The 25,703-nt window shown below is 71.3% G+C and carries 25 protein-coding genes; 13 read left to right on the top strand and 12 right to left on the bottom strand.

The annotated features are described in order from the left end of the window. Window positions 1–108: 108 nt before the first annotated feature. From BV453_RS08720 to BV453_RS08695, 6 genes are all read right to left on the bottom strand, one after another. Window positions 109–1,161, bottom strand: a complete 1,053-nt coding sequence (locus BV453_RS08720) for a VWA domain-containing protein (protein ID WP_085604249.1) — start codon at window positions 1,159–1,161, stop codon at window positions 109–111. Continuing rightward, entirely contained in the window at window positions 1,158–2,144 is a 987-nt protein-coding gene (locus BV453_RS08715; protein ID WP_249521383.1) for a VWA domain-containing protein, read from the bottom strand. The genes BV453_RS08720 and BV453_RS08715 overlap by 4 nt, the downstream gene beginning before the upstream one ends. After that, the gene (locus tag BV453_RS08710; RefSeq protein ID WP_085604255.1) at window positions 2,135–2,623 is read right to left on the bottom strand and encodes a hypothetical protein; all 489 of its coding nucleotides are present in this window, start codon (window positions 2,621–2,623) and stop codon (window positions 2,135–2,137) included. The genes BV453_RS08715 and BV453_RS08710 overlap by 10 nt, the downstream gene beginning before the upstream one ends. Beyond that, window positions 2,610–3,497, bottom strand: a complete 888-nt coding sequence (locus BV453_RS08705) for a DUF58 domain-containing protein (protein WP_085604257.1) — start codon at window positions 3,495–3,497, stop codon at window positions 2,610–2,612. Before BV453_RS08705 ends, BV453_RS08710 begins: the two co-directional genes overlap by 14 nt. Before the next feature lie 31 nt (window positions 3,498–3,528). Further along, entirely contained in the window at window positions 3,529–4,617 is a 1,089-nt protein-coding gene (locus BV453_RS08700; RefSeq protein ID WP_249521382.1) for a MoxR family ATPase, read from the bottom strand. A 107-nt stretch (window positions 4,618–4,724) separates the two neighbouring features. Then, window positions 4,725–5,657 carry a DMT family transporter gene (locus tag BV453_RS08695; protein WP_249521381.1) on the bottom strand — a complete coding sequence of 311 codons (933 nt, stop codon included), beginning with the start codon at window positions 5,655–5,657 and terminating at the stop codon, window positions 4,725–4,727. Window positions 5,658–5,871: 214 nt separating this feature from the next. Here BV453_RS08695 and BV453_RS08690 point away from each other — a divergent pair, with 214 nt between their 5' ends. Beyond that, a complete protein-coding gene (locus BV453_RS08690; RefSeq protein ID WP_085604283.1) occupies window positions 5,872–7,233 on the top strand; it encodes an NAD(P)-binding domain-containing protein in 1,362 nt (453 codons plus the stop codon). A 79-nt stretch (window positions 7,234–7,312) separates the two neighbouring features. On the opposite strand, the gene BV453_RS08685 is transcribed toward BV453_RS08690, so the two are convergent. Then, window positions 7,313–7,996: a Pr6Pr family membrane protein gene (locus BV453_RS08685; protein WP_085604286.1), complete on the bottom strand. Its 684-nt coding sequence runs from the start codon at window positions 7,994–7,996 to the stop codon at window positions 7,313–7,315. A 241-nt stretch (window positions 7,997–8,237) separates the two neighbouring features. Here BV453_RS08685 and BV453_RS08680 point away from each other — a divergent pair, with 241 nt between their 5' ends. From BV453_RS08680 to BV453_RS08635, 10 genes are all read left to right on the top strand, one after another. Beyond that, window positions 8,238–9,524, top strand: coding sequence for an adenylosuccinate synthase (locus BV453_RS08680; RefSeq protein ID WP_025104217.1), 1,287 nt, complete (start codon window positions 8,238–8,240; stop codon window positions 9,522–9,524). Window positions 9,525–9,529: 5 nt separating this feature from the next. Then, window positions 9,530–10,633: a beta-propeller fold lactonase family protein gene (locus BV453_RS08675; protein WP_085604289.1), complete on the top strand. Its 1,104-nt coding sequence runs from the start codon at window positions 9,530–9,532 to the stop codon at window positions 10,631–10,633. 68 nt (window positions 10,634–10,701) lie between these two features. Then, window positions 10,702–12,090 (top strand): MFS transporter, encoded by a 1,389-nt coding sequence (locus BV453_RS08670; RefSeq protein ID WP_085604292.1) that lies wholly within the window; start codon window positions 10,702–10,704, stop codon window positions 12,088–12,090. A gap of 75 nt (window positions 12,091–12,165) precedes the next feature. Continuing rightward, window positions 12,166–12,747: a biotin transporter BioY gene (locus BV453_RS08665; protein ID WP_085604295.1), complete on the top strand. Its 582-nt coding sequence runs from the start codon at window positions 12,166–12,168 to the stop codon at window positions 12,745–12,747. 596 nt (window positions 12,748–13,343) lie between these two features. Next, window positions 13,344–14,780, top strand: a complete 1,437-nt coding sequence (locus BV453_RS08660; protein ID WP_249521380.1) for an NAD(P)/FAD-dependent oxidoreductase — start codon at window positions 13,344–13,346, stop codon at window positions 14,778–14,780. Window positions 14,781–14,915: 135 nt separating this feature from the next. Then, the gene (locus BV453_RS08655) at window positions 14,916–15,218 is read left to right on the top strand and encodes a DUF427 domain-containing protein (protein WP_085604301.1); all 303 of its coding nucleotides are present in this window, start codon (window positions 14,916–14,918) and stop codon (window positions 15,216–15,218) included. Between the two features lie 52 nt (window positions 15,219–15,270). Further along, window positions 15,271–16,131, top strand: a complete 861-nt coding sequence (locus BV453_RS08650; RefSeq protein ID WP_025104211.1) for an ABC transporter ATP-binding protein — start codon at window positions 15,271–15,273, stop codon at window positions 16,129–16,131. Next, complete coding sequence (locus BV453_RS08645) at window positions 16,128–16,811, top strand: ABC transporter permease (RefSeq protein ID WP_025104210.1); 684 nt, start codon at window positions 16,128–16,130, stop codon at window positions 16,809–16,811. Before BV453_RS08650 ends, BV453_RS08645 begins: the two co-directional genes overlap by 4 nt. Continuing rightward, window positions 16,808–17,527, top strand: a complete 720-nt coding sequence (locus tag BV453_RS08640; RefSeq protein ID WP_249521379.1) for an ABC transporter permease — start codon at window positions 16,808–16,810, stop codon at window positions 17,525–17,527. The genes BV453_RS08645 and BV453_RS08640 overlap by 4 nt, the downstream gene beginning before the upstream one ends. 34 nt (window positions 17,528–17,561) lie before the next feature. Further along, window positions 17,562–18,482 (top strand): ABC transporter substrate-binding protein, encoded by a 921-nt coding sequence (locus BV453_RS08635; RefSeq protein ID WP_025104208.1) that lies wholly within the window; start codon window positions 17,562–17,564, stop codon window positions 18,480–18,482. A gap of 157 nt (window positions 18,483–18,639) precedes the next feature. Here the strand turns inward: BV453_RS08635 and BV453_RS08630 are convergent, their stop codons facing one another. After that, window positions 18,640–19,860, bottom strand: a complete 1,221-nt coding sequence (locus tag BV453_RS08630) for an AI-2E family transporter (RefSeq protein ID WP_249521378.1) — start codon at window positions 19,858–19,860, stop codon at window positions 18,640–18,642. 62 nt (window positions 19,861–19,922) lie between these two features. Between BV453_RS08630 and BV453_RS08625 the strand changes: the two genes are divergently transcribed. Then, on the top strand, window positions 19,923–20,222 hold the full coding sequence (locus BV453_RS08625) for a chorismate mutase (protein ID WP_025104206.1): 300 nt from the start codon (window positions 19,923–19,925) through the stop codon (window positions 20,220–20,222). 9 nt (window positions 20,223–20,231) lie between these two features. Here the strand turns inward: BV453_RS08625 and BV453_RS08620 are convergent, their stop codons facing one another. From BV453_RS08620 to BV453_RS08605, 4 genes are all read right to left on the bottom strand, one after another. Then, window positions 20,232–21,938 carry a long-chain-fatty-acid--CoA ligase gene (locus BV453_RS08620; RefSeq protein ID WP_249521377.1) on the bottom strand — a complete coding sequence of 569 codons (1,707 nt, stop codon included), beginning with the start codon at window positions 21,936–21,938 and terminating at the stop codon, window positions 20,232–20,234. Window positions 21,939–22,005: 67 nt separating this feature from the next. Next, window positions 22,006–22,548 (bottom strand): GNAT family N-acetyltransferase, encoded by a 543-nt coding sequence (locus tag BV453_RS08615; protein ID WP_249521376.1) that lies wholly within the window; start codon window positions 22,546–22,548, stop codon window positions 22,006–22,008. Further along, window positions 22,548–23,141, bottom strand: a complete 594-nt coding sequence (locus BV453_RS08610; protein ID WP_249521375.1) for a short chain dehydrogenase — start codon at window positions 23,139–23,141, stop codon at window positions 22,548–22,550. The genes BV453_RS08615 and BV453_RS08610 overlap by 1 nt, the downstream gene beginning before the upstream one ends. A gap of 103 nt (window positions 23,142–23,244) precedes the next feature. After that, window positions 23,245–24,342, bottom strand: a complete 1,098-nt coding sequence (locus BV453_RS08605; protein WP_249521374.1) for an ROK family protein — start codon at window positions 24,340–24,342, stop codon at window positions 23,245–23,247. Window positions 24,343–24,464: 122 nt separating this feature from the next. Between BV453_RS08605 and BV453_RS08600 the strand changes: the two genes are divergently transcribed. Then, window positions 24,465–25,628: an ROK family protein gene (locus BV453_RS08600; RefSeq protein WP_249521373.1), complete on the top strand. Its 1,164-nt coding sequence runs from the start codon at window positions 24,465–24,467 to the stop codon at window positions 25,626–25,628. Window positions 25,629–25,703 lie beyond the last annotated feature (75 nt).

The raw sequence follows: 25,703 nt of genomic DNA, 5'->3' as shown, positions 1-25,703 counted from the left end.
GACGAACCCCCACCGAAGGCACAAAAGCCTCCGGCGGGTAACACAATACCATCGCCGGACGCGGAGTACACGCCGTACCCGCACGGATGCCCGGGGTCTCGGGGCCTGTCAGGGAGTGTCGAGTGGAGCGGGCCGTGCCGAGCGGGGAGCGCGCAGCCCGCGGAGCCGGGCGACCAGGATCGTCGCGCGCGTGAGCTCCACGCCGAGCGCGGCGAGGACGACCAGCGCGGCGACCCAGTACAGCTCGATCACGTTCCCCACCTCGCCGGCGTCGGCGTAGGCGGTGGTGCTCGACGGTGCGGCGGGGAGGGCCGGGGCGACATCCGCCTCCCGGTGCTCGTACTCGACGCCGAGCTGCCCGGCGATCGTCTCGAGGTTGCCCTCGTCGATGACGGACAGCGCGTCCGCACCCTGGTACTGGATGTACTCGGATTCGCTCTGATCGAGTCCCCCCGTCGTCACGCGCATGGGCCCGCCCTCCGCCGTCCCGTATCCGAAGACGGCTCCGGCGTCGGTGTACCGCGCGCTGTCGGCGAAGGACTCCGGGTCGGACCCCGTGGTCTGCTCGCCATCGCCGAAGTAGAAGACCATGCGCGAACGGTCCGGCGACGACTCCGCCGCGGCGGCGAGGGTCTCGCTCAGCAGCGGAGCGGCCACGCCGATCGAGCTGCCGCGCGACTGGCTCGTGACCTCGGGGCGCAGCACGTCGAGTGAGCCGAGCAGGGCGGTGGTGTCGGTGGTCAGCGGGATCCTCAGCTGGGCTGCTGCATCCGAGGTGAGGAGGGCGAAGCGGGCGCCGGGGTACTCCTCCACGAGCGCGCGCACGTCGGCGCGCACACCGTCGAGCCGGGGGGAGTCGTCGTCCCAGTCCTCGGCCACGATGCTCGCGGTGGTGTCGACGACGAGCACGATGTCGGTGTCGGTCGCCAGGGTCTGCGTGGAGCCTCCGGGGAGCCCCGGCCGCAGCAGCATCACGGCGCAGGCGAGCACCATCACGAGGCGCAGCGCCCAGAGGGACCGATGCACGGCGAGAGCGCGTCGGTCGGTCACGACCTCACCCCCGGCCCGCGGAGCACGCACGAGCATCCAGACCGCCACGCCGGCGACGCCGGCGCACAGCAGCAGGATGAGGAACACGGGGAGCACGGGCTGGAAGATCACAGGCGCACCCTCCACACCAGCACGACGAAGCCGAGCGCGAGGACCGACAGGACGGCGATCCACAGGTTCGGGGTGTCCGTCCAGACCACCTGCGCCTCGCCGCGCAGCGCCGTGGCCTCCTGCTTCTGGACCTCGTCGATGATGTCCCCGACGGTGGTCGTGTCGCGGAGCCCGTAGGCGGCGCCTCCCGTGGCCTCGGCGGCGGCGGCCAGCTCGGCGCTGACGTCGGCGTCCTTGCCCTCGACCGGGTTGATCGCGAACACCCGCACGTCCTTGGAGGCCGCATACGCCGCGGCCTCGTCGAGCGTCACGATCGAGGCACCGTTGATCTCGTTGTCCGTCGCGAAGATCACCGACCGGGACCGGTCGTCGTCCGGGTGATCGAAGCCCATGGTGCAGGCCGCGAGTCCGTCGCCGATGAGGGAGGCGCCGTCGCCGTTGAGCGTGCCCAGCCAGTGCTCCGGGATCTCGTCCACGTAGTCGAAGCTCGACATCATGCTCGCGAGGTGCTCGCGGATGAAGTCGTAGTCGTCGGTGAGGGGGAAGATCTGCACGGGAGAGCTGTTGAAGATCGTCAGGCCGATGCGCTCGCCCTCGAAGCCGTCGAGCAGCTCGTCGAACACGGAGAGCACCTCGACGTCGACCTCCGACATCGACCCCGACACGTCCAGGCAGAGCATGATGTCGCGGCTCGTGTCGACGGGTTGGATCGACTGGGCGGACATCGGACGCGCGGCCACGACGCCGGCGACCAGCGCGGCCCCCGCACCGAGGGCGAGTAGACCCGTCAGGGCGGCGGCGCGACGGGACAGCGCCTGGCGGAAGGACGGCAGGGCCCGCAGCCGCTCCGCCCTGGCCACGCGAGCGGTGTCCGCCGCCCGCCGGTCGCGGTGGCGGCGCAGGCCGACCGCGAGACCGATCGCCACCGCGGCGACGACGACCGCCGCGGCGAGGACCGGCATCCAGACGTTCGCTAGTGCCACGCGCGCACCACCGTCCTGGCGGCTTCGGCGCCGGCGGCCGGATCGATGGCGGGTCCCTGCCGGAAGATGCTCGGATAGTAGTGGCGGCCCATCGCGTCGATGAGCGCCGGGTGCACGCCGCGGGAGACGAGGTCGTCGAGGGTGAGCACCGGTGCTTCCAGACCGCTGTACTCGTTGACGAACGTGCGCACGACGCGGCTCAGCTCCAGGTTCGCCTGCCGCGCGGAGAGATGGCGGTCCCGGTAGTCGTGCTCGACGCGGTCGATGCGGTCGAGGTACTCCGAGCGCAGAGCAGACAGCACGTCGAGCGTGGACGGCTGACCGGCACCCGAGGCCGCTGCGGAGGCGGCGGTGCGGGGGCGCGTGAGCCGGAACAGCAGCCACGTGCCGACGATCAGCAGGGCCAGGATGCCAAGGGCGAGCAGCATCCATCCCCACCCGTACTGCGCGGGCGGGTAGAGCTCGTCAGAACCGGGCATCGGACCTCCGGTTCAACAGGTGCAGCAGCTGGGGAACGGCGTCGTCCTGACCGTCGAGCGCGGCGTGACTGATCTCCATCCGCGTGAGCAGGTCGGCGAGTCGGGCGGCGTCGGCCGCCCGCTGCGCACGGAGCTCGTTCACGATCGTGCGGTCGCCCTGGATGAAATCGGGGACCTCCCAGAGGCTGTCGACGTCGGCGCGCATCCGGGCGGAACGATGGTCGAGCACCGGTTCGGCGTCGCGCAGGGTGAGCCAGAGCACGTCGTGCTGCACGCGCAGGCGGCGCAGCAGGCGCTCGGTCTCGGTGGTGACCGGGGCCTCGTCGGTGAGCACGACGACGATCATCCGCCGCGCGATCGTCCGCGTGACGAAGGACAGCAGGGCGTCGCGATCGCTGGGGGCCGCCGCGTCGTCGACCGCGCGGTCGATCGTCCGCAGCGCGTGTTCGAGGGCGCCCTCGCTGCGGCCCGGCGCCAGCCGGCGGACGCGGGAGGCGTCGCCGTAGACGACCGTGAAGTCGTCGCCGTGCCGGAGTGTCAGCACCCCGAGGGCTCCCGTCGCCAGGATGGCCAGGTCCTTCTTCGAGCGCTCGTCCGCGGCGAGAGCGGTCATCGAGCGTCCCGTGTCGACGACGAACATCACCGTGTGCATGCGCGTGGCCCGCGACCGCTTGACCAACGGTGTGCCGAGGCGGGCGGTCGCGCGCCAGTCGATGTCGCGCACCTGGTCGCCGTACTCGTACTTGCGCAGGTCCTCGAAGTCGAGGCTCCGCCCGTGCAGCAACGACGCGTAGGCGCCGTCGAGCGCGTGCAGCGACTTGCGGTTCGAGTGGATGAAGAGCTTGCTCTTCACCTGCGTGATGAGACTGGGCATCGGGCGCGGGATCCCTGGACGTGTCGGCGGGTCAGGGGGTGGGCACGGCGGCGAAGATCTGGTCGATGATCTCCTCGCTGCGGATGCCCTCGGCGTCGGCCTCGAACGTCAGCAGCACGCGGTGCCGCAGCACGAGGTGGCGCAGGGCGCGGATGTCCTCGGGGAGGACGTGGGTCCGGCCGCTGAGGAGGGCGAGGGCGCGGGAGGCCTGGAGGAAGGCGATGCTGGCCCGAGGGCTCGCGCCGTACTTGATGAAGCGGGCACGCTCCTCCCCGATGTACGGCGCGGGATTCCGGGTCACATACGCGATCGACACGATGTAGTTGCGGATAGCGGGGTCGACGTAGACGCGGCTCGCGACGTCCTGCAGCAGGTGCACGTCGTCCAGGGTGACGGCGCTGTGCACGTGCCGGTCGGGGTCGAGCACTCCCGAGTCGATGCGGCTGAGGATCTCGAACTCCTCCGCCGGGCTCGGGTACTCCACGATCTCCTTGAGGAGGAACCGGTCCATCTGCGCCTCGGGCAGCTCGTAGGTGCCCTCCTGCTCGATGGGGTTCTGCGTCGCGATCACGAGGAACGGCTTCGGCAGCGGGTGGATCTCGCCGCCGATGGTGGTCTGGTGCTCCTGCATCGCCTCGAGCATGGCGCTCTGGGTCTTGGCGCTGGAGCGGTTGATCTCGTCGAGCAGCACGAAGTTCGCGTGCACGGGTCCGAGCACCGTCCGGAAGCTGCCCGTCGCGGCGTCGTAGATCTGGTTGCCCGTGATGTCGCTCGGCAGGAGGTCGGGCGTGCACTGGATGCGCTTGAACTTGGCCTTCACGGTGTCCGCGAGCGTGCTGGCGGCAGTGGTCTTGGCGAGGCCGGGCACGCTCTCCAGGAGGATGTGGCCGCCGGCGATGAGCGCGACGAGCAGGCTGGTGCGCAGGCGTTCCTGGCCCACCATCTTCGCGGAGTACGCGTCGGAGATCGTCTGCAGCACGGCACCGGCGCGCGCCATCTCGGCGTCGGTCGGTGCCGCGGAGCCAGCGGCGGGTGCCGGCGCGGAGATCGGCGCGGCGGACGCGGGCGGCGGCGGGGGTGCGGAGATCGTCGGCGGGGTCTGCGCGTCGGCGTCGGTCATCGGTCTTCGTCTCCCTCGGTCACACGCGGGCCCGCACGGCGCGCCCCTCCGCCGACCAGCGTAATCGCATCCGCGCGGACCGACCTCGACCCGCGCGGGCGGCGCGCTCAGCGCGAGCGCCGCCCGCGCATGCGCGTGATGAGCACGCCGAGCAGGCACAGCGCGCCACCCACGAACATGAGCGGGGTGGGCACCTCCCCGAGGATCAGCCACGACAGGAGGATGGCGAGGGCCGGGACCACGTAGGTCGTCGCGGAGGTCTTCCCCGCGGTGCTGCGCTGCAGCACGTACGCCCAGGTGGTGAAGGCGATGGCGGTGGGGAAGATGCCGAGGTAGACCACCCACAGCGTCGCGTCGAGGGGCGCCGTCTGCACGTCGGCGATCAACGCGCCGAGCCAGGGAAGCAGGGCGATCGTGCCGGCGGCCGCTCCGAGCCAGGTCAGCGTGGTGGCGTCGACCCCCGAGGTGAGCAGGTGTTTCTGCAGCAGGGTGCACCCCGCGTACATGACCGCGGCGAGAAGGCCCAGCAGGAGGCCCGTGAGGTCGGGGCCGGTGCTGCTGGTGGAGTTCATGCCGATGAGGACCACCCCGAGGAAGGCGATGGGGGCGCCGATCACCAGGGGGCGGGGGAATCCCTCCCGGAGGAAGAGACCGCTGAAGACGACGACCATGAGCGGCGCCAGGTTCACGACCATCGCGGCGGTCCCGGCGTCGAGGGTCCGTTCGGCACTGTTGAGGGCCAGGTTGTAGATGCAGAACCATCCGACACCCCACGCGGCGATCAGCAGCCAGTGGCGGCGCTCCGGGAGCCGGATGCCGTGCCGCAGCGCGATGATCGTCAGCACGAGGGTGCCCACGGCCATGCGCAGCAGCGCCAAGGCCCCGGCGTCGTAGTGCGGCCCTGCGCCACGGATCCCGATGAAGGCCGAGGCCCAGAGCACCACCGTCACCGCGGCCGCGAGCAGGACCAGGGCGCCGCGCGATCGCGCGGGCGAGCCCTGCGGGTCGAGCCGCTCCGATGCCCTGATGTCCTGTCGCACCGTCCGATCCTGGCACCGGCCGCCGACATCGGCGATGCGCGGAAGCGACACCCGTCGTCGCATTCCCGCCAGCGTCGCCGCGCGGCGCTGCTAACGTCGAAGAGCAGCCACTGTCCGGGCAGGTCGAGCGTTCCGCTCCCACCGGGGAAGAACTGTCCTCCTCTCCCGGATACGGCTGCGCCCGATACATGACGGAAGAGTTTGAGGACGATACGTGACGAACAGTGAACGAGTAGCGATCATCGGCGCCGGCCCCTCGGGGATGGCGCAGCTGCGGGCCTTCGAGTCCGCGGCCCGTGCGGGGGCGGAGATCCCCGAACTGGTCTGCTTCGAGAAGCAGGCCGACTGGGGCGGCCAGTGGAACTACACCTGGCGCACCGGGCTGGACGAGTACGGCGAGCCCGTGCACTCCAGCATGTACCGCAACCTGTGGTCGAACGGCCCGAAGGAGGCCCTGGAGTTCGCCGACTACACCTTCGACGAGCACTTCGGACGGCCGATCTCGTCGTACCCGCCGCGTCCGGTGCTGTGGGACTACATCGCCGGGCGCCTCGCGAAGACGCAGGTGCGCGACCTCATCCGCTTCGAGACCGCGGTGCGCTGGGTGGAGTTCGACGAGGACCGTGAGGTGTTCCGTCTCACCAGCGAGCACCTGCCGACCGGGCGCACGACCACGGAGGAGTTCGACCGGGTGGTCGTGGCCAGCGGGCACTTCTCCTTCCCGAACGTGCCGCACTTCGACGGCATCGAGACCTTCCCCGGATCCGTCGCCCACGCGCACGACTTCCGGGGCGCGGAGGCCCTCGCCGGGCGGGACGTGCTCGTGATCGGGTCGAGCTACTCGGCGGAGGACATCGGCAGCCAGGCCTTCAAGATGGGCGCCCGCTCGGTCACCGCGAGCTACCGGACCGCGCCGATGGGCTACGACTGGCCGGAGGGCTTCGAGGAGCGCCCGTGCGTCGAGCGCTTCGAGGGCCGCACCGTGCACTTCGCCGACGGCACCTCGAAGGAGGTCGACGCGGTCATCCTCTGCACCGGCTACCTGCACAAGTACCCGTTCCTGCCCGCGGAGCTCGCCCTGTCCTCGCCGAACAACGTCTACCCCGACGGGCTGTACCGGGGCGTGCTCTGGCAGGGCAACCCGCGCCTGGCCTACCTCGGCGCACAGGACCAGTGGTTCACGTTCAACATGTTCGACGCACAGGCGTGGTTCGTGCGCGACGTCATCCTCGGCCGGATCGCCCTGCCCGACGAGGGTGAGCGTGCCGCGTCCATCGCCGCGTGGCGGAAGCGGTTCGCGGAGATCGACTCGGCGGCGACGGAGATCCGCTTCCAGGCCGACTACATCCGCGACCTGCTGGAGTGCACGGACTATCCGGCGTTCGACCTCGATCGCGTCGTGGAGATCTTCCTCGCCTGGAAGCACGACAAGAAGGCCGACATCATGGGCTACCGCGACCGCGTGTACCCCTCGGTCATGACCGGGACGCTCGCCGCCGCACACCACACCCCGTGGCTGGACGAGCTCGACGACTCCCTCGAGCGCTATCTCGAGGCCGACGCGCTCCTCGTCTGATCGCCGACCCACCCCCTTCCGGTCGTCCCACCCCTTTTCGTACGTCCGCAAGGGGGTGGGGCGCACGGGAAGGGGTGGGTCACGGCCGGGCCCGACGCCGCCCGATCCCCACGACGAGCGCGGCCGTGGCGAGGATGATCGCGGCGATGAGGAGCACCCAGAGCGCGACGCCGCCGTAGCCGCCGTTCAGTGCGGGATCGAGGAAGGGGTACGGGTACCACCACGGGTTCCCGGTCGCGGGTGCGGTCACGAGGTTCGCGCGGAGCAGCGTGTAGACCACCCACACGATGGGGAAGATCGCGGCGATCCCCACGGTGCCCCAGCCGAGGGCACGACGACGCGGCGCGAACAGCACGTCGGCGAGCAGGACGAGCGGGATGACGACGTGCAGCACCTCGTTCGACCAGGCGACCGTGGCCCCCTGCGGCAGCGCGATCCCGCGGAGCAGCGTGTTGTAGACGACGCCCGTGACGATCATGTAGGTGCTCGCGCACACGAGCAGCGTTGCCAGCCACGTCGGCTCGACTCTGGCGTCGCGGTGCGTCAGCCCCCAGATCCCGCCGACGGCCAGCACCACCGCGGCCAGCACGTTGGAGAGGATCGTGAAGAAGCTGAAGAAGTTCGCGAAGACGGTGGGCAGGTGCGCGCCCCACGCGGTGTCCGCGGCGAGGGCGATCTCCAGTGTGCGCACGAGCTGCGCGACGATCGCCGCCACCGCGAGCGCCGCCGCCGAGAGTCGGATGTAGGGCCACCACCGCGTCATCGCCACCTCCGTCGCCACTGTAGCGGCCCCCCCCGCGCCGTCCCCGTTACGCGCTCGACCCCGCGCCCCTCCCGGCGCGAGGCGGGGCCGAAAAGGTGCCTCCGCGGCCCCGGGAAGGCGCGTATTCCGTCCCGTATCGGCCTTCCCGGGGGCTGTCCGAGGCCTGCCGATAGGATGGGAGCGCCCGAAGAGGGCCAGCTCATCGGCCGGTGCAAACCCGGCGAAAGCCAAGGGGTTACCCATGCCAGGAATCGTTATCGTCGGCGTGCAGTGGGGCGACGAAGGAAAGGGCAAGGCCACCGATCTGCTCGGTGAGCGCACCGACTGGGTGGTGAAGTTCAACGGCGGCAACAACGCCGGGCACACCGTCGTCGTGGGCGATGAGAAGTACGCCCTGCACCTGCTGCCCTCCGGCATCCTGTCGCCCGGCGTGAACCCGGTCATCGGCAACGGCGTGGTCATCGACCTCGAGGTGCTCTTCTCCGAGCTGGAGGCCCTGTCCGCCCGCGGTATCGACGTCTCGCGGCTCAAGGTCAGCGCCAACGCGCACATCATCACCCAGTACCACCGCACACTCGACAAGGTCACCGAGCGCTTCCTCGGCAAGCGCAACATCGGCACCACCGGCCGCGGCATCGGTCCGGCCTACGCCGACAAGATCAACCGCGTGGGCATCCGCGTGCAGGACCTCTTCGACGAGAACATCCTGCGCCAGAAGGTCGAGGGCGCCCTCGACCAGAAGAACCACCTCCTGGTGAAGGTCTTCAACCGCCGCGCCGTCACCTGCGACGAGATCGTCGACGACCTGCTCTCCTACGCAGAGCGTCTGCGCCCGATGGTCGCCGACACGGGCTACCTCATCGACCAGGCCCTGAACCGCGGCGAGGTCGTCGTGTTCGAGGGCGGCCAGGCCACGATGCTCGACATCGACCACGGCACCTACCCGTTCGTCACCTCGTCCTCGGCTACGGCCGGCGGCGCCTCGACCGGCTCCGGGGTCGGCCCCGGCGCCCTCGACCGCATCGTGGGCATCGTCAAGGCCTACACGACCCGCGTCGGCTCCGGTCCGTTCCCGACCGAGCTGTTCGACGAGCAGGGCGAGTGGCTGCGCAAGCAGGGCTTCGAGTTCGGCACCACGACCGGGCGTCCGCGCCGCGTGGGCTGGTACGACGCCCCCATCACGCGGTACGCCACGCGCATCAACGGCATCACCGACCTCGTGCTCACGAAGCTCGACATCCTCACCGGGCTCGAGAAGATCCCGGTGTGCGTGGCCTACGACGTGGACGGGGAGCGGTTCGACGAGGTGCCGGTGAACCAGACCGACTTCCACCACGCGAAGCCGATCCTGGAGTACTTCCCGGGCTGGAGCGAGGACATCTCGACCGCGCGCACCTTCGAGGACCTTCCGCAGACGGCGCAGGACTACGTGCTCGCGCTGGAGGAGATGAGCAACACGCGCATCTCGGTGATCGGCGTCGGTCCGGAGCGCGATCAGGTGATCGTGCGCCACGACCTGCTCGACTGACCGGCATGACGCGGTTCTGGCTCGGGGGCTACGGCCCGGCGATGGAAGGCTCCGCCGAGGGGATCGGCGTGCTGGCAGGCGACGAGGGCCGGGAGGCCGCGACGCTCGCCTACCGCGGACCCGTGACGCAGACGCCGTCGCCGTCGTGGCTGGCGGCGCATCCGTCCCTCGACGTCGTGTATGCGGCGCTGGAAGGCGATGCCGCCGTGCAGGCGTTCGCGCGCACCGGGGAGCTGGCGCTGACGCCGCTCGGCGATCCGGTGGCGACGGGGGACGGCGTCTGTCATCTCGCGGTGTCGCCGAACGGCCAGACGCTCGTCGCCAGCTGCTACGGCGACGGGCGGGTCGTCCGTTTCGGACTCGCCGCGGATGGTCGTCTCGTGCCGGCGAAGGAAGATGCGGCGGCAGCCCTGCGTGCCGCCCTCTTCGGCGACGGCGACCCGGATGCGGCCCCCGCCACGCCCGCCGGGGACGGCATCGCGGCGGTCGACCCGTACGGCGCCACGGGCCGCGCATCTCACGCGCACGCCGCCGCCTTCCTGCCGGACGGCCGCGTGGCGACGACAGACCTCGGCTTCGATCTCGTCCGGTTCTGGCGCCTGCAGGGCCCCGGGCTCGTCCTCGACCAGGAGGTCGTGCTTCCGCGCGGCACCGGTCCGCGCCACATGGTCGTGCATCCGAGCGGTCACCTGCATGTCGTGACCGAGTACTCCTGCGAGGTCTTCACGCTCGCGGCCGCCGCCGACGGCACCTGGGGTGTCGTCTCCTCGGCTCCGGCCAGCCCCATCGCGCAGGTCGGCGTGGACTTCCCTGCCGAGCTCACCCGCTCCAAGGACGGTCAGTTCCTCTACACCGCCCTCCGTGGCAGCAACACCATCGCGGCGCTGCGGGTGCGCGGCAGCGGCGAGGCCCTGGAGCCGGTCGCGCTCGCCGACTCCGGAGTCGACTGGCCGCGACACCACCTCGTCTACCAGGGCAAGCTCCTCGTCGCCGGTCAGCGCTCCGACACCGTCACGCTGCTCGACCTCGACGAGCGGACGGGAGCACCGCTCGGAGTCCGGCACGAGGCGCAGGCTCCCGCGCCGACGAGCATCCTCCCGCTCCGCTGACTCCCTTCCGGACCTGCGTCCATCCGGGACTTGACCTCAACCATTCTTGAGGTTCTAGCGTCGTCCTCATGACGACCGAGACCGGGCGCACCGCGCCGTCCACGCCCGCCCCGTCCCGCATCCTCGGCGGCGAGTACGTCTGGATCACGATCGGCGCGTGCGCCCTCGTGTTCCTCGGCGCCTTCGAATCGCTGGCGGTCACCACGGTGATGCCGGCGGTCAGCGCCGACCTCGACGGCGAGCGGCTGTACGCGCTGGCCTTCGCCGGACCGCTCGCGACGAGCGTGATCGGCATGGTGGTCGCCGGCAACTGGTCCGATCGGCGGGGCCCCGTGGCGCCGCTATACGCGTCCGTCGCCCTGTTCACCGCGGGACTGCTCGTCGCGGGGCTCGCGCCGACCATGGAGGTCCTCGTCGCGGGACGCTTCGCGCAGGGGCTCGGCAACGGCGGACTCATGGTGGCTCTCTACGTCGTGGTCGCCCGGGTGTACCCGACGTCCCTGCATCCGGCGATCTTCGCGGGGTTCGCCGCCGCGTGGGTCATCCCCTCGCTGATCGGTCCGACGATCGCGGGTGCGGTCACGGAGGTATGGAGCTGGCACTGGGTCTTCCTCGGGGTCGTGGTGCTCGTCGTGCTCGCGCTGCTGATGGTCGTCCCGGCCCTCCGCGGCCTCGCGCGCAGCGGAGACGCCACCACGCCGTGGGCTCTCGGACGGCTGGGGTGGTCGGTGCTCGCCGCCTCCGCCGTGCTCGCCCTCGACCTCGTGGGCGAGGTCCCGGTCGCCGGGCCGTTCCTGTCGGCGGCCGCGGTGGTGATCGCGATCGCGGCGGTGCGCCCGCTCCTTCCGCGGGGCGCGCTCATCGCCCGCCGGGGCCTGCCGTCGGTGATCCTGGTGCGCGGTCTCGGGGCGGCGGCGTTCTTCGGGGCGCAGATCTACCTGCCGTACCTGCTCACCGATCGGTACCTGCTGTCGCCGACCCTCGCCGGGCTCGCGCTGACCGGGGGTGCGCTCGCCTGGTCGGCGGCGGCGACCGTCCAGGGGCGGATGGGCGAGCGCCTGTCGAGCGTGACCGCGGTGCGGGTGGGGACGGTCCTCGTGGTCATCGGGATCGCCTTGATCCTGGCGATCACGGTTACGCAGGCCACCCCGCTGCTCGCCGCCCTCGCCTGGGTCGTCGCGGGTGCGGGCATGGGGTTGATGAGCCCGCGATCCAGTGCGCTCGTCCTCGCGATGTCCTCCCCGGCGGAGCAGGGGTTCAACAGCGGGGCGATGACCGTGGCCGACTCCTTCGGAAGCGCGCTCGCCCTCGCCGTCACGGGCTCGCTCTTCGTCACGCTCGGGGCCATTGCCGGAGTGGATGCGTTCGCGGGAGTCTTCGCGCTCGCCGCGGTGATCGGTGCGGCGGCGGCCGTCCTCGCCCCGCGGACCAGGAGTGTGGAGCCCGCTGCGGAGTGATTTGCGCGGGATGTGCGGGCGCCCCTACCCTGGTGAACGGTGTTCAGGTGAACACCGTTCAGGAAGGGACACCCGATGGCATCCACCCCCCGCGACACCTCCGCGACCCTCGGCCGCGTCGCTGTCTTCGCCGCGCTCATCATCGTGCTCGGCACGGTCGTCGTCCCGCTGCCCGGTGGGGTGCCCATCACCGGACAGACGCTCGCCGTCATGCTGGCCGGTCTCGTCCTCGGCCCCCGGGTCGCACCGTGGTCGGTCGCCCTCGTCCTCGTGCTCGCGGCGGTCGGTCTTCCCGTCCTCGCGGGCGGACGCGGAGGTCTCGGGGTCTTCGTCGGCCCCACGGCCGGGTACCTGCTCGGCTGGATCGCGGGCGTCGTCGTCATCGGACTCCTGATGCGCACCGGCCGCCCGACCTGGTGGCGTACCGCGCTCGCGGCCTTCGTCGGCGGGGTGCTCGTCGTCTACGCCTTCGGCATCCCCGTCCAGGCCCTCGTCACCGGCGTTCCCCTCGACCTCACGGCCCTCTCGACCCTGGCCTTCCTCCCGGGCGACCTCATCAAGGTGACCGCGGCCACCCTCATCGTCGTGGCCCTCCGTCGCGCCTATCCCCGGGCCTTCGCCGACACGCGTCCCGCGCGCCCCACCGTCGTCGCCTGACCCCAGTACGGTCCCGGACGGTCCCGTCGGCACCGTCCGTCCCGTCGACTCCGTCTGTCCCGTCGACTCCGTCGGTCCTGTTGCGGATGCACGACCAGGACACGACTGCCGGCGGATCGCCCCGTCCCGATCGTGCATCCGTCCCCAGGTCGTGCATCCGGAACGTCGGACCCGACCCTTCTGACCCGACCTCTCTGACCCGACCCTTCTGACCGGACCCTTCTGACCGGACCTCTCTGACGGGACCACGAAGAACGACTCGGCTGGGATCGAACCACCCCCGGGCTGGTCCGGGCAGTCCCGGTCGTTCAGGTTTCGGATGCACGACCGGGGCACGGCTGCCGGCGGATCGTCCCATCCGAGTCGTGCGGCCGTCTCCAGGTCGTGCATCCGGAGCGTCGGAATCAGGAACGTCGGAATCGGAAACGTCGGCGGAAGGAACGTCGTGCATCCAGGTCGTGCACCCGGAACATCGGAACCGGGAACCGAACGGGAAGGACGGGCATATCGGCGGACGGGAACAACTCACCCGTGACTCGACGTTCCTCATGAGCGAGACTGGGCCACGGACCGCCGCGGCCACGAGAGGGGCGAGCATGACTGCTGCCGACAAGACCGACGAATACGACCTCATCGTGCTGGGCGGTGGTCCGGTCGGGGAGAACGTGGCGGACCGTGCCGTGCAGGGTGGTCTCACAGCGATCATCGTGGAGAGCGAGCTCGTCGGCGGGGAGTGCTCGTACTGGGCGTGCATGCCGTCGAAGGCGCTGCTCCGCTCGGCCCAGGCGCTCCGTGCCGCGCAGCACGTCGCCGGCGCCGCGCAGGCCGTGACCGGCTCCCTCGACGTGCGCGCGGTGTTCGAGCGTCGCGACTCCTTCACGAGCAACTGGTCCGACGACGGGCAGGTGAAGTGGCTGGAGTCCGCACACATCGACCTCGCCCGGGGGCACGGCCGGCTGACCGGCGAGCGCGAGGTGACGGTGACCGACCAGGACGGCGGCACCCGGGTGCTGCGCGCGCGCCACGCGGTCGCCATCAGCACCGGTTCGGATGCGGTCATCCCGCCCATCGAGGGTCTGCGGGAGGCCTCGCCCTGGACGAGCCGCGAGGCGACCAGCGCCGAGGAGCTGCCCGACAGTCTCGCGGTCATCGGCGGCGGCGTGGTCGCGGTCGAGATGGCCACCGCGTACGCCGCGCTCGGCTCGTCGGTGACGCTGCTGGCGCGCAGCGGGCTGCTGGGCGGGATGGAGCCCTTCGCCGGGGAGCGGGTGGCCGACGGCCTGCGTGAGCTCGGCGTCGACGTCCGCACCGACACAGGTACGACGGCGGTGCACCGCGACGGTGAGCGGGTCACGATCACCCTCGACAACGGCGAGACGGTGACCGCGGCGGAGGTGCTTGTCGCGACCGGACGCTCTCCCCGCAGCGCCGACATCGGGCTCGAGGCGGTCGGGCTCGAGCCGGGCCGCTGGATCGAGACGGACGACACCCTCCGCGTCCCCGGGCATGACTGGCTCTACGCCGTCGGCGACGTCAACGGCCGCGTGCTGCTGACCCACCAGGGCAAGTACCAGGCGCGCGCCGCGGGCGACGTCATCGTCGCGCGGGCGAAGGGCGACGCGGTGGACGACGCACCCTGGGGCCGTCACGTCGCCACGGCCGACCACGCCGCGGTGCCCCAGGTCACCTTCTCGATCCCGGAGGTCGGGTCCGTCGGGCTCACCGAGGCGGCAGCGAAGGACGCCGGCACCGCCGTCCGCGTCGTCGACTACGACCTCGGGTGGGTGGCGGGCGCGAGCCTGTACGAGGACGGCTTCGCCGGGCAGGCGCGCCTGGTCGTCGACTCCGACCGCGACGTCGTGATCGGTGCGACGTTCGTCGGCCCCGAGGTCGCCGAGCTCGTGCAGGCCGCGACCATCGCGATCGTCGGCGAGGTCCCGATCGCCCGACTCTGGCACGCCGTGCCCTCCTACCCCACGATCAGCGAGATCTGGCTGCGGCTGCTGGAGGGCTACGGCCGCGACTCGGCCTGATCCGGGCAATCCGATCCCGGTCGCGTGACGAACAGAACGCGCATTGTGTCCCAGATTGACGACCACGCGCGCAACCCCGTGCCGGATGTCGCACCCGTCTTATACGCTCGAACCCACATCCGAGGAGGCAGGACCATGAAGGCTGTACTCGCAGGAAACGTCATCGCCGAGGCCGACCAGGACGACCTCATCCGCATCGAGGGGAACTGGTACTTCCCGCCGGCAGCCGTCGCGCCGGACGTCCTCGTCGAGAGCCCCACGCCGTACACCTGTCCGTGGAAGGGCGAGTGCCAGTACTACTCCGTCCAGGTCGACGGAGAGCTGCACAAGGATCTCGCGTGGTCGTACCCGCACCCGTACCCGTCGGCGTTCGACCGGGTCGGCAAGGACTTCTCCGGCTACGTCGCCTTCGCCCCGGGCGTCGAGGTCTCGGCCTAGTCCCACACGACCCACGACCGCACGTCCGCACGACCGTCGGAGAGACACCCTCATGATCGAGTTCCGCAACGTCACGAAGCGCTTCCCCGACGGAACGCTCGCCGTAGACGACTTCAGCCTCGTGCTGCCCTCCCGCAAGACCACCGTGTTCGTCGGCTCGTCCGGCTGCGGCAAGACCACCCTGCTGCGGATGATCAACCGCATGGTGGAGCCGACGTCGGGAGAGGTCGAGATCGACGGGGAGAGCGTGCTCTCGGGCGACCCGGTCGCCCTGCGCCGGCGCATCGGCTATGTGATGCAGAACTCCGGGCTCATGCCGCACTTCACCGTCATCGACAACGTGGCCACCGTGCTGCGGCTGAACGGAGTGAAGCGCGCGCAGGCGCACGAGCGTGCTCGCGAGCTGCTCACGACCGTCGGCCTCGACCAGGCGCTCGCCGACCGGTACCCGAGTCAGTTGTCGGGTGGTCAGCAGCAGCGTGTCGGGGTGGCCCGCGGGCTCGCCGCCGATCCGAATATCCTCCTCATGGACGAGCCGTTCGGTGCGGTCGACCCCATCGTCCGCGCCGACCTCCAGCAGGAGACCCTGCGGCTGCAGCACGAGCTCGACAAGACGGTCGTGTTCGTCACGCACGACATCGACGAGGCCTTCCTCCTCGGCGACCAGGTCGTCATCCTCGACAAGGGCGCCCGGATCGTGCAGGTCGGCAGCCCCAGCGAGATCATCGAGAACCCGGCCGACGACTTCGTCTCCTCCTTCATCGGGGCCGACCGCGGCCGCCGCGCGCTGCACCTCAAGCAGACCCCGCGGGGAACCGTGGTCGTCGACTCCGAGGGCCGCACGCAGGGGGCGATCGTCGATGCGCCGGAGGGCGTGGTCGACGGAGCCGACACGGTGAAGGCGGCCCCGTGAACTGGGTCGGCGACAACCTCGGGCTGATCCTCGAGCTCACCGCGGTGCACCTGCAGCAGAGCGCGATCGCGATCGTGCTCGGTTTCGTGCTGGCGCTCCCGCTGGGGTGGGTGGCCTGGCGCTATCAGCTTGTGAAGGGTCCGGTCATCGTCCTCACCGGGCTGCTCTACACGATCCCCTCCCTCGCCCTCCTCATCCTGCTGCCGTCGGTGGCGGGCTACCCGGCGCGCAGCCCGGCCAACCTCGTCATCGGCCTGACGATCTACGCGATCGCGATCCTCGTCCGCGCGGTGTCCGACGGCCTGGACTCGGTCGACCCCGCGATCCGGCAGTCGGCGGTCGCGATGGGCTACGGCGGGTTCCGCCGCTTCTGGACGGTCGACTTCCCGCTCGCCGGGCCGGTCATCCTCGCGGGCCTCCGAGTGGCGGCGGTGAGCACCATCTCGCTCGCGACGGTCGGCATCCTCGTCGGCGTCACGAACCTCGGCTACCTGTTCACGAACGGCCTCCAGCGCCGCATCCTCGCCGAGGTCTTCACCGGCATCGTCGCCGTCGTCGTCATCGCCCTGGTCATCGATCTCCTGCTGGTCCTCCTCGGGCGGGCCCTCATGCCGTGGACGCGGGCGGCGGCCACCCCTGCCGCTGCGCGGCGGACGATCACGTTGAGGACGGCCGCATGAACGTGTTCACCGAGGCCTTCGCCTGGCTGTTCTCTCCCGACCGCTGGGTCGGGACGTACTCCCTCCCCGTCCTGTTCAGCCAGCACGTCTTCTACACGGTGGTCTCCGTGCTGATCGCCGCGGTGATCGCCGTACCGCTCGGCTGGCTCATCGGGCACACCGGGAAGGGGCGGGAGATCGCGGTCGCCGTCTCCGGAGCGGCCCGCGCCATCCCGTCCTTCGGCCTCATGGTGCTGCTGGTGCTCCTGCTCGGGGTGCTGCGCACGCCCCTCGCGGCGATCATCACCTTCGTCGTCCTGGCGATCCCGTCCCTGCTGGCCGGCGCCTACACGGGCCTGGAGGCGGTCGATCGCCGCACCATCGACGCGGCGCGGGCGATGGGGATGACCGGCTGGCAGGTGTTCTGGAAGGTCGAGGTGCCGCTCGGCATGCCGCTGCTGGTCGGCGGCCTCCGCTCGGCGCTGCTGCAGGTCATCGCCACGGTGACGATCGCGGCCTACGTGAACCTCGGCGGCCTCGGCTGGCCGATCATCCAGGGCATCCCGCTCCGCCGCTTCGACCAGGTGCTCGGCGGCGCGATCCTCGTCGCGGTGCTCGCGCTCCTCGTCGACCTCCTGCTCGCGCTCGCCCAGCACGCCGCGGTGCCCCGCGGTGTGCGCACCCGTCCGCAACGCCGCCGCGCTCGGGCGACCGCCCCCGCGGCCGCACCCGCCTGAACCACAGCATCGTCCCCCAGAGAAGAGGAAGTCCATGTTCACTGCACGAAAGTCCCGCCTCGCCCTTGCCGGCGGCGTCGCGCTCGCCGCCGCCCTCGCCCTCTCCGGCTGCGCCAACAGCAACCCGCTGGACGCGCCGACCGACGACGCCGGCGACGGTGGGGGCAGCGACACCATCGTCATCGGCTCGCAGGCCTACTACTCGAACGAGATCATCGCCGAGATCTACGCGCAGGCGCTCGAGGCCGCCGACTTCGACGTCGACCGTCAGTTCAGCATCGGCCAGCGCGACGCCTACATGCCGGACGTCGAGTCCGGGGCGATCGACCTGTTCCCCGAGTACACGGGCAACCTGCTCGAGTACCTGGACAAGGATGCGACCGCCACCAGCCCGGACGACGTCTACGCGGCCCTGAAGGACGCGCTCCCGGACGGCCTCACCGCGCTCGACTACGCCGAGGCCTCCGACCAGGACACCTACACGGTGCTCAAGAGCTTCGCCGAGGAGAACGACCTCACCTCGATCGCCGACCTCGCGGACGTCACCACCCCGGTCACGATCGGCGCGGCTCCGGAGTTCGAGCAGCGTCCGTACGGTCCCGCCGCGGCCAAGGAGGTCTACGGCGTCGACCTGGCGTTCTCGGCCACCGGTCCCACGACGCTGGAGTCGCTGCTTGCCGGCGAGATCCAGGTCGCGGACATCTACTCGGCCGACCCGGCCTTCCAGACCGAGGACATCGTGGCGCTGGAAGACCCGGAGAACATCATCCTGGCCTCGAACGTCGTCCCGATCGCGTCCAGCGACGTGGCCGACGAGATCGCCGACGTCATCAACGGCATCAGCGCCAAGCTGACCGCCGAGGAGCTCGTCGCCCTCAACGTGCAGAGCACGGTCGACCAGAAGTCGGCGGAGGACATCGCGAAGCAGTGGCTGACGGACAACGACCTCATCTGAGTCGTCTCCCCGCGAAGCGCCCGGCCCTCAGGGGTCGGGCGCTTCGTCGTTCTCGACCGCCGCGTGCACAGCTTCGGAGATCTCGCCCGACACGCCGCGGAGGACCCTGGGCTCACGGCGTGTCGCCTCGGATCTCCGAAGTTGTGCAGGGGTGGGGTCAGGTGCGGGAGTCCTGCTTCGGCACGACCACCTGCTTGACGATGATGAGGATCGAGGCGGTGACGGGCACGGCCACGAGGGCGCCGAGCAGACCGAGGAGCGTGCCGCCGGCGAGGGCGCCGATGACGACGAGCGAGCCCGGCACGGCCACCGCCTTGTTCATGACCCGGGGGGTGAGCACGTACGCCTCGATCTGCATGTAGACGAGGTAGATCGCGGCGAAGACCAGCGCGGCGATCGGGTTCGTGAACAGCGCGAGGATGGTGCCGATCATCCAGAACAGCACGGAGCCGACGAGCGGGATGAGTGTGACGCAGAAGGCGATCGCGGCCATGAGCGGCGGGAACGGCAGGCCGAGCACGGTGTAGAGGATGAGGGCGAGGGTCGCGTTGCAGAACGCGAGGACGACCATCCCCATCACGTAGCCGCCGACCGAATCGGTGATCTGCTGGGAGATGTCGCCGGCGCGGTCGCGGTCGCGGGCCGGGACGAGACGCAGCATCCCCTGGCGCATGGCCGGCAGGGTCGCGAGGAAGTACAGCGTCAGCACGAGCACCACGATCGCGCCCGAGATCCCGCTCGCGATGGACGCGCCCACCTGGAGCGCCCCGCCGCCGATCGTCGCGAGGTTGCCGAAGTCGGAGAGGAACTTCTGCACCTCCGACACGAGGTCCTGGAACTGGTCACCGAACTGGTTGTTGAGGGTGGCGTAGAGGTCGGACTTCGTGAAGTCCTGGATCATGCCGGGGACCGACTTCACGAACCCCGCGATCTGATCGACGACGATGGGCACGATCATCCAGAGGACGAGGGCCACGACGACGATGAGAGCGAGGATCGTCACCACGACGGAGAGCGCGCGGGAGATACCGCGGCGTTCGAGGAAGCGGACGGCCGGGTCGAGGCCGAGGGCGCCGAACAGGGCGAGGGCGATGTAGATGAGGACCGTAGAGAGGTTCGACAGCGCGAGGCCGATCACGATCGCCCCGAGACCGCCGAGCGTCACGAGGAACCCGAACACGAACGGCCGATCGATCCGCGTCCAGAACGACCGGTTCGGCGTGGTCGGCTCGATCAGCACAGGGCGGGACGGCTTCGCGGCGGCGTCGGGCGCCTCCACCGCAGCGCCGACCAGCGCGGCATCGACGGGGACGGCTTCCGGGGCGGGACCGCCCTGGCCGTCGTGCGGAGCGGAGGCCGGCGACTGGTCGTTGCTCATGAGCACACGATAGCGGTGCCCCTCGTCGGAGGCCGGGTGATCCGCGGCTCTAGAGTAGGGGCATGACTGCCGCTGAGGATCCGAAGGCCGAACTGCTCCGGCTGCGTGCGAGCATCGACAACATCGACGCGGCCCTGATCTTCCTGCTCGCGGAGCGGTTCCGCGCCACACAGCAGGTGGGGCACCTCAAGGCCGAGCACGCGATGCCGCCGTCCGACCCGAACCGTGAGGAGCAGCAGGTCGCCCGGCTCCGCGCGCTCGCGGAGGACGCCCACCTCGACCCGGAGTTCGCGGAGAAGTGGTTCAACTTCGTCGTGGCCGAGGTCATCCGCCACCATACCGAGGCCGCCGAGGGGCGCTGAGCCCGCGCGTCAGGCCCCGCGCTCGGCGAGCAGCCGGTCGCGCACTTCGCGCCGCAGCACCTTGCCGATGAGCGACCGGGGGAGGTCGTCGACGGCGGTGATCCGGCGCGGCACCTTGTAGGCGGTCAGGTGGGTGCGGCAGAAGTCGCGGAGCCCGTCCATGTCCGCCGCCGCACCCTCGCGGAGCACCACTGCCGCGGCGACCTCCTCGCCGCCGCTCGCCCGAGGGAGCCCCACGACGGCGGCCGCGACGACGTCGGGGTGGGCTTCCAGCGCACTCTCCACCTCGCTGGGCGCGACGTTGAAGCCGCCGGTGATGATGAGCTCCTTCCGGCGGTCGACGATGGTGACGAACCCGTCGGGAGAGACCTCGGCGATGTCGCCGGTGCGGAGCCAGCCGTCCGGCAACAGGGTCTCAGCCGTATCGCCGGGGCGCCCCCAGTACCCCTGGAAGACCTGCGGTCCGCGCAGCAGCAGCTCACCGGGCTCGCCCGTGGGCACGTCGACATCGGGGTCGTCGGGGTCGACGACGCGGATCTCCGTGCTCGGGAACGGGACGCCGACGGTGCCGGGGCGCCGCGTCGGACCCATCGGGTTGCCGAGCGCGACCGGGGAGGCCTCGGTCATCCCGTACCCCTCGACGAGCAGTCCCCCGGTGGCCTCCTCCCAGCGTCGCACCGTCGCCACGGGGAGGCTCATGGCCCCGGAGATCGCGAACCGCACCGTCGAGAGGTCCACCGTGCCGCGGGCGGCCGCGCGGGCCAGCTGGTCGTAGATGGGCGGGACGGCGGGGAGGAAGGTCGGCGGGCTCGTGCGGGCGGCATCCGTGACCAGGCTCACATCGAAGGCCGGGAACAGCACCACCTTCGCCCCGATGCTCAACGCGAACGTGAGGCACAGGGTGAGTCCGTAGGCGTGGAAGAGCGGAAGCACGGCGTAGAAGGTCTCCTCGCCGTCGCGGAGTCCTGGCACCCAGGCCCGCCCCTGCATCGCGTTGGCCCGCAGATTCGCGTGGGTGAGGATGGCGCCCTTGGGGACCCCGGTCGTCCCGCTCGTGTACTGCAGGACGGCGGTGTCGCCCAGCGACGGCCCGGGGCTGCGGCGGGGGAGCCGCCGGTGTGACACGAGCTTCTTCCACGGCGTCAGGTGCCGCGCGCGTGGCGTGCCGGTCAGCTTCGCCCGCGATGCCCGGGCCTTCGGGACGGGGAGTCGCAGCAGGAGGCGCTTCGACAGGGGCATCGCCGCCGTGAGGTCGACGCTCACGATGTGGCCGACCCGGAGGTCGTCGGGGAACCCCGCGACGGTGTCGGCGACCTTGTCCCACACGATCGCGACGCGGGCCCCGTGGTCCTCGAACTGGTGGCGCAGCTCCCGCGCGGTGTAGAGCGGGTTGTGCTCGACGACGATCGCGCCGAGACGCAGGACCGCGTAGAACGCGACGACGTGCTGCGGGCAGTTCGGCAGCACCAGCGCGACCCGGTCGCCCTTCGTGACCCCGAGGTGGCGGAGTCCCTCCGCGGCGCGGTCGATCTGCTCGCCGAGCTCCCGGTAGGTGGTCACGGCGCCGAAGAACTCGAGGGCGGGGCGGCGCGCATACCGCCGGACGCTGGCGGTCAGCATCTGCGGCAGGGTCTGCGTCGGCTCGTCGATGTCGGCCGGCACGCCCTCGGCATAGGAGCGGAGCCAGGGACGGGAAGACAGCGGCGCGTCGGTCATGCCCTCATCTTCCGACACGGACCTGTGCTCCGCCTCCCCCTTGCGCTCACCACCGCTCGGCGTGCAGTCACCCGTCCGCGAGGACGCCCATGACGATGGCGTCGACCCACTCGCCGTCCCAGCGCAGCGCCTCCCGACGCCGGCCCTCGACGACGAACCCGGCCTTCTCGTAGGCGCGCTGCGCCCGAGGGTTGAACGCGTACACCTCGAGCTCCACGCGATGCAGTCCCACGGTGTCGAAGGCGTGCCGGATGACCGCGCCCGTCGCCTCCGTCCCGTATCCGGCGCCGAACCACCGCGGGCCGGCGAGGGCGATGCGGAAACCGGCCGAGCCGTTGTCCTCGTCCAGGTCGCTGAGGACCACCTCGCCGATGTGCGCGCCGTCGTCGCGCCGGAGGATCGCCCAATCCGCCCGGTCGTCCCGGTCGGCGAGCGACCGGAGCCAGGTCTCGACGCCCTCGCGGGTGAAGCGCGCGTGGGTTCCGGTCAGCCGCAGCACCTCGGGCTCCTGCAGGGCCGCCCAGGTGCCGTCGAGATGCTCCGGTCCGAGCGGCACGAGGTCCAGCCGTTCGGTGGTCAGGGTGGGGACGGGAGTGAGGGAGAGCGCCATCAGACGGGGAGCACCCGCCCCGTGACGATGCCCTCGACCGCGCGCACGTACGCCTGGCCGACCTCGTCGTCGGTGACAGGGCGGTGGCCGGGGAAGGTCGAGAAGTACCCGGGGGAGTTCGCCAGCACGTCGGGGGAGACCGCATTGATGCGGATCCCCCGCGGGGCCTCGGCCGCCGCCGTGATCACGAACGACTCCAGGGCGCCGTTGGCCATCGCCGCCGCCGCTCCCGTCGCGATCGGCTCCCGCGCGAGCACGCCGCTGGTGAGGGTGATGGAGCCGCCGTCGGTCACGTGGTCGAGGGCGACCCGCACGACGTCGAGCTGCGCGAGGGTCTTCCCGGTGAAGGCGGCGAGATAGTCGTCGCGGTCGAGATCGGTGAGCGGCTTGAAGGGCACGGAGCCCACGGCGACCACGACGGCGTCGACCGGGCCGACCCGCTCGAAGAGGCTGCGGATGGAGGCGGGGTCGGTCACGTCCACGTTCTGCTCGCCGGAGCGGGACGCCCGCACGACCTCGTGTCCCCGTACGTCGAGGGTGGCGGCGACCACCCCGCCGATGCTGCCGGTCGCGCCGATCACGAGTACCTTCATGCGGATTCCCTCCCAGGACGGATCGAGACGACGGACGGCCGCCTCGCGGGATCGAGTCTCCCATCCCTTCCGGGCGGGAGGGGACGGATGACGGGCGCGTCCGTCAGCGCGGGCTGAACTCGGCGGCCACCACGCGGGTCGCCGCGCCCAGCAGGACGGCGTCGTCGAGCGTGCTCGGCACCACGGTCGGTCCGAGGGAGGGGTGCGAGGCGGCACGGACCGCGGCGGCCGTCGCGTCCACGAACTCCGGGGAGACGATCCCGTCCGGACCGCTCAGGACGATCGTGGGCAGGTCGACGGCGGCGGCGATGACCGAGAGCGACGTGCCGAGCCGGGCGCCGGCGGCGGTGAGCACCGTCGCATGGTCTCCGCCCGGGGACTCAAGGCGCCGGGCGATCGCGGGAGCCGCGGCCCACGCGTGGACGCAGCCGTCGCGGCCGCACAGGCACAGCTCGCCGGGGTCGCCACCCGCACCGACGTGCGCGAGCTCTCGGGCGCCGATGGAGCGTTCCACCGGGGCGCCGTCGTCGCCGACGACGCGGATCGCGGTGCCGATGCGGGTGCCGATGCGGACGAGCAGGAAGTCGGTGCCGACGGAGCCGAACCGCTGCGCGGCGTCGGCCACGAGATCGGCGTCGTCGAACAGGTGGACGGGCGCGTCGAGGACGTCCGCGAGTCGAGGCCCGAGACCGAGCAGCGCGGAGGAGCCGGTGGGCACGCCGATGCCGATGCCGAGCGCGGGACCGTCGGCGAGGGCCCGCAGCTCGGCGACGAGACCGGCGATCGCGGCGGCGGCGTCCGCAGTGCGCGGCCGGCGGAGGCGGTGCGCGATGCGGCCGTCCGGCGAGGCCAGTGCGCCGACGATGTCGTCGGGTGCGGAGAGGTCGAGCGCGATGACCTGGACGGCACGCTGGTCGAACTCGAGCATCACGGCGGGCTTCCCCGGCCGGGACTCCTGGCTGGGTCCGCTCTCCCGGATCACACCGTCGGCGAGCAGGTCGCGCACGACCTCGGAGACGGTGGGGCGGGCGAGGCCGGTGAGCCGGGACAGATCGGCGCGGCTCAGGGCGGACTGCTCCATGAGGGTGCGGAGGACGAGGGCGCGGTTCCGCTCCCGGATACCGCGGGCGTGACCGTTGCCCGGTGGCTGCGCGGCTCGTGCCCGATCCGCGGGGCGCTCTAGGATCTGGGGGTAGCGCACGATGCTCCTCCCGATCGACGCTCGGGCTGACTAAGTTCAATGAATAAACTAACGGACCGAGCGTACGGAGCGGTACGCGCGCTGTCAATCGACGGACCTCGGCCCCGAGAAGGAACCCGCAGATGTTCACCCACGACGACGCGCTGGACACCCAGGCGGCGGTTCGGCGAGCGAACCTGCGACGGGCGCTCCAGCTCGTCTTCCAGGCCTCCGGTTCGCAGACCCGCGCCGGCATCGCGCGGGCGACCGGCCTCACGGCGGCGACCGCGTCGTCCCTCGTCGCCGAGCTCATCGAGAACCGCTTGATCGCGGAGGGTGAGCAGGCGGTGAGCACGGGGGGCAAGCGCGCGACCACGCTCAGCATCGACGCGGAGCATCACCTGATCCTCGTGCTCGTCGTGCAGCCGACCAGCGCGTACCTGGCGCTCGTCGCGCTCGACGGCTCCGAGGTCGACCGCCGCAGCATCTCCTACACGATGCAGACCCGGGACCGGGTCCTCGACGAGACGGTCGCGGAGGTCGTCGCCGCAACCGGGTCGCGGCTGCTCGCGGTCGGTGTGCAGGTCCCGGGGACGACCGACGGGCGCACCGTGCTGGAGAGCGTGCAACTGGAGTGGCACGAGGTGCCGCTGGCGGAGCGCTTCGAGAGCATCGCGGGCGTCCCGGTCCTCCTCGTCAACGACGTCGACGCCGAGGCCATCGCGGAGGCCGGGCTGGACGCCGCCCCCTCGGGCTACCGCCTGTTCATCCACAGCGGCGGGGGCATCGGCGCCGCGGTCACCCTCGACGGGGAGCTCGCGCCGGGACCCCGCGACCGCGCGGGGGAGATCGGGCACGTGCAGGTGGTGTTCGGCGATGCCGCCCGCCCGTGCCGCTGCGGGCGGCGCGGCTGCCTGGAGTCGGCGGCCGCGATGGGACCGATGCTCGGCGAGGAGTTCTCGGATGCCCTGGACGCATCGGCGGTCCGTGCCCTCGTCGCCCGGGCGGATCAGACGCTGATCGACGACGGCGCGCGGGCGCTGGCCCGCGCCATCAAGCTCATCGGGGCGCTGCTCGATCCGATCGAGGTCGTCATCGGCGGCCCGGCGACGGAGCTCGGCCCCCGGTTCCTGGAGCGGGTGCGGGCCGAGAGCGGCTACCCCGCCCGCGGCACCGCCGACATCCCGATCCGGTACGCCGATCCGCGCGTCGCCCCCTCCGCCGGCCCCGCGCAGGCCGCCCTCACCGCCGTCCTCGGCGTGCGATGGAGTCCCGAGCAGCTCCGCGCCGGCGGCCCCCGCCCCTGACCTCTCTCCCCTGACCCGCCCCCGACCACTCACGTCGGATGTTCCGGCGGCACGATCCGGGTACGGGTGCACGAC

Origin of the sequence: Microbacterium sp. ER1 (genome assembly GCF_023383675.1) — a bacterium.
Lineage (GTDB): Bacteria > Actinomycetota > Actinomycetes > Actinomycetales > Microbacteriaceae > Microbacterium.
The sequence above is the reverse complement of the archived record's forward strand: the minus strand, read 5'-3'. Positions and strand labels throughout refer to the sequence as shown.

Coding starts and splice junctions, on each gene's coding strand:
- BV453_RS08710 (WP_085604255.1), bottom strand. CDS start 2,623: ATGCCCGGTTCTGACGAGCTCTACCCGCCCGCGCAGTACGGGTGGGGA.
- BV453_RS08705 (WP_085604257.1), bottom strand. CDS start 3,497: ATGCCCAGTCTCATCACGCAGGTGAAGAGCAAGCTCTTCATCCACTCG.
- BV453_RS08700 (WP_249521382.1), bottom strand. CDS start 4,617: ATGACCGACGCCGACGCGCAGACCCCGCCGACGATCTCCGCACCCCCG.
- BV453_RS08685 (WP_085604286.1), bottom strand. CDS start 7,996: ATGACGCGGTGGTGGCCCTACATCCGACTCTCGGCGGCGGCGCTCGCG.
- BV453_RS08680 (WP_025104217.1), top strand. CDS start 8,238: ATGCCAGGAATCGTTATCGTCGGCGTGCAGTGGGGCGACGAAGGAAAG.
- BV453_RS08675 (WP_085604289.1), top strand. CDS start 9,530: ATGACGCGGTTCTGGCTCGGGGGCTACGGCCCGGCGATGGAAGGCTCC.
- BV453_RS08670 (WP_085604292.1), top strand. CDS start 10,702: ATGACGACCGAGACCGGGCGCACCGCGCCGTCCACGCCCGCCCCGTCC.
- BV453_RS08665 (WP_085604295.1), top strand. CDS start 12,166: ATGGCATCCACCCCCCGCGACACCTCCGCGACCCTCGGCCGCGTCGCT.
- BV453_RS08660 (WP_249521380.1), top strand. CDS start 13,344: ATGACTGCTGCCGACAAGACCGACGAATACGACCTCATCGTGCTGGGC.
- BV453_RS08655 (WP_085604301.1), top strand. CDS start 14,916: ATGAAGGCTGTACTCGCAGGAAACGTCATCGCCGAGGCCGACCAGGAC.
- BV453_RS08650 (WP_025104211.1), top strand. CDS start 15,271: ATGATCGAGTTCCGCAACGTCACGAAGCGCTTCCCCGACGGAACGCTC.
- BV453_RS08640 (WP_249521379.1), top strand. CDS start 16,808: ATGAACGTGTTCACCGAGGCCTTCGCCTGGCTGTTCTCTCCCGACCGC.
- BV453_RS08635 (WP_025104208.1), top strand. CDS start 17,562: ATGTTCACTGCACGAAAGTCCCGCCTCGCCCTTGCCGGCGGCGTCGCG.
- BV453_RS08630 (WP_249521378.1), bottom strand. CDS start 19,860: ATGAGCAACGACCAGTCGCCGGCCTCCGCTCCGCACGACGGCCAGGGC.
- BV453_RS08625 (WP_025104206.1), top strand. CDS start 19,923: ATGACTGCCGCTGAGGATCCGAAGGCCGAACTGCTCCGGCTGCGTGCG.
- BV453_RS08620 (WP_249521377.1), bottom strand. CDS start 21,938: ATGACCGACGCGCCGCTGTCTTCCCGTCCCTGGCTCCGCTCCTATGCC.
- BV453_RS08615 (WP_249521376.1), bottom strand. CDS start 22,548: ATGGCGCTCTCCCTCACTCCCGTCCCCACCCTGACCACCGAACGGCTG.
- BV453_RS08610 (WP_249521375.1), bottom strand. CDS start 23,141: ATGAAGGTACTCGTGATCGGCGCGACCGGCAGCATCGGCGGGGTGGTC.
- BV453_RS08600 (WP_249521373.1), top strand. CDS start 24,465: ATGTTCACCCACGACGACGCGCTGGACACCCAGGCGGCGGTTCGGCGA.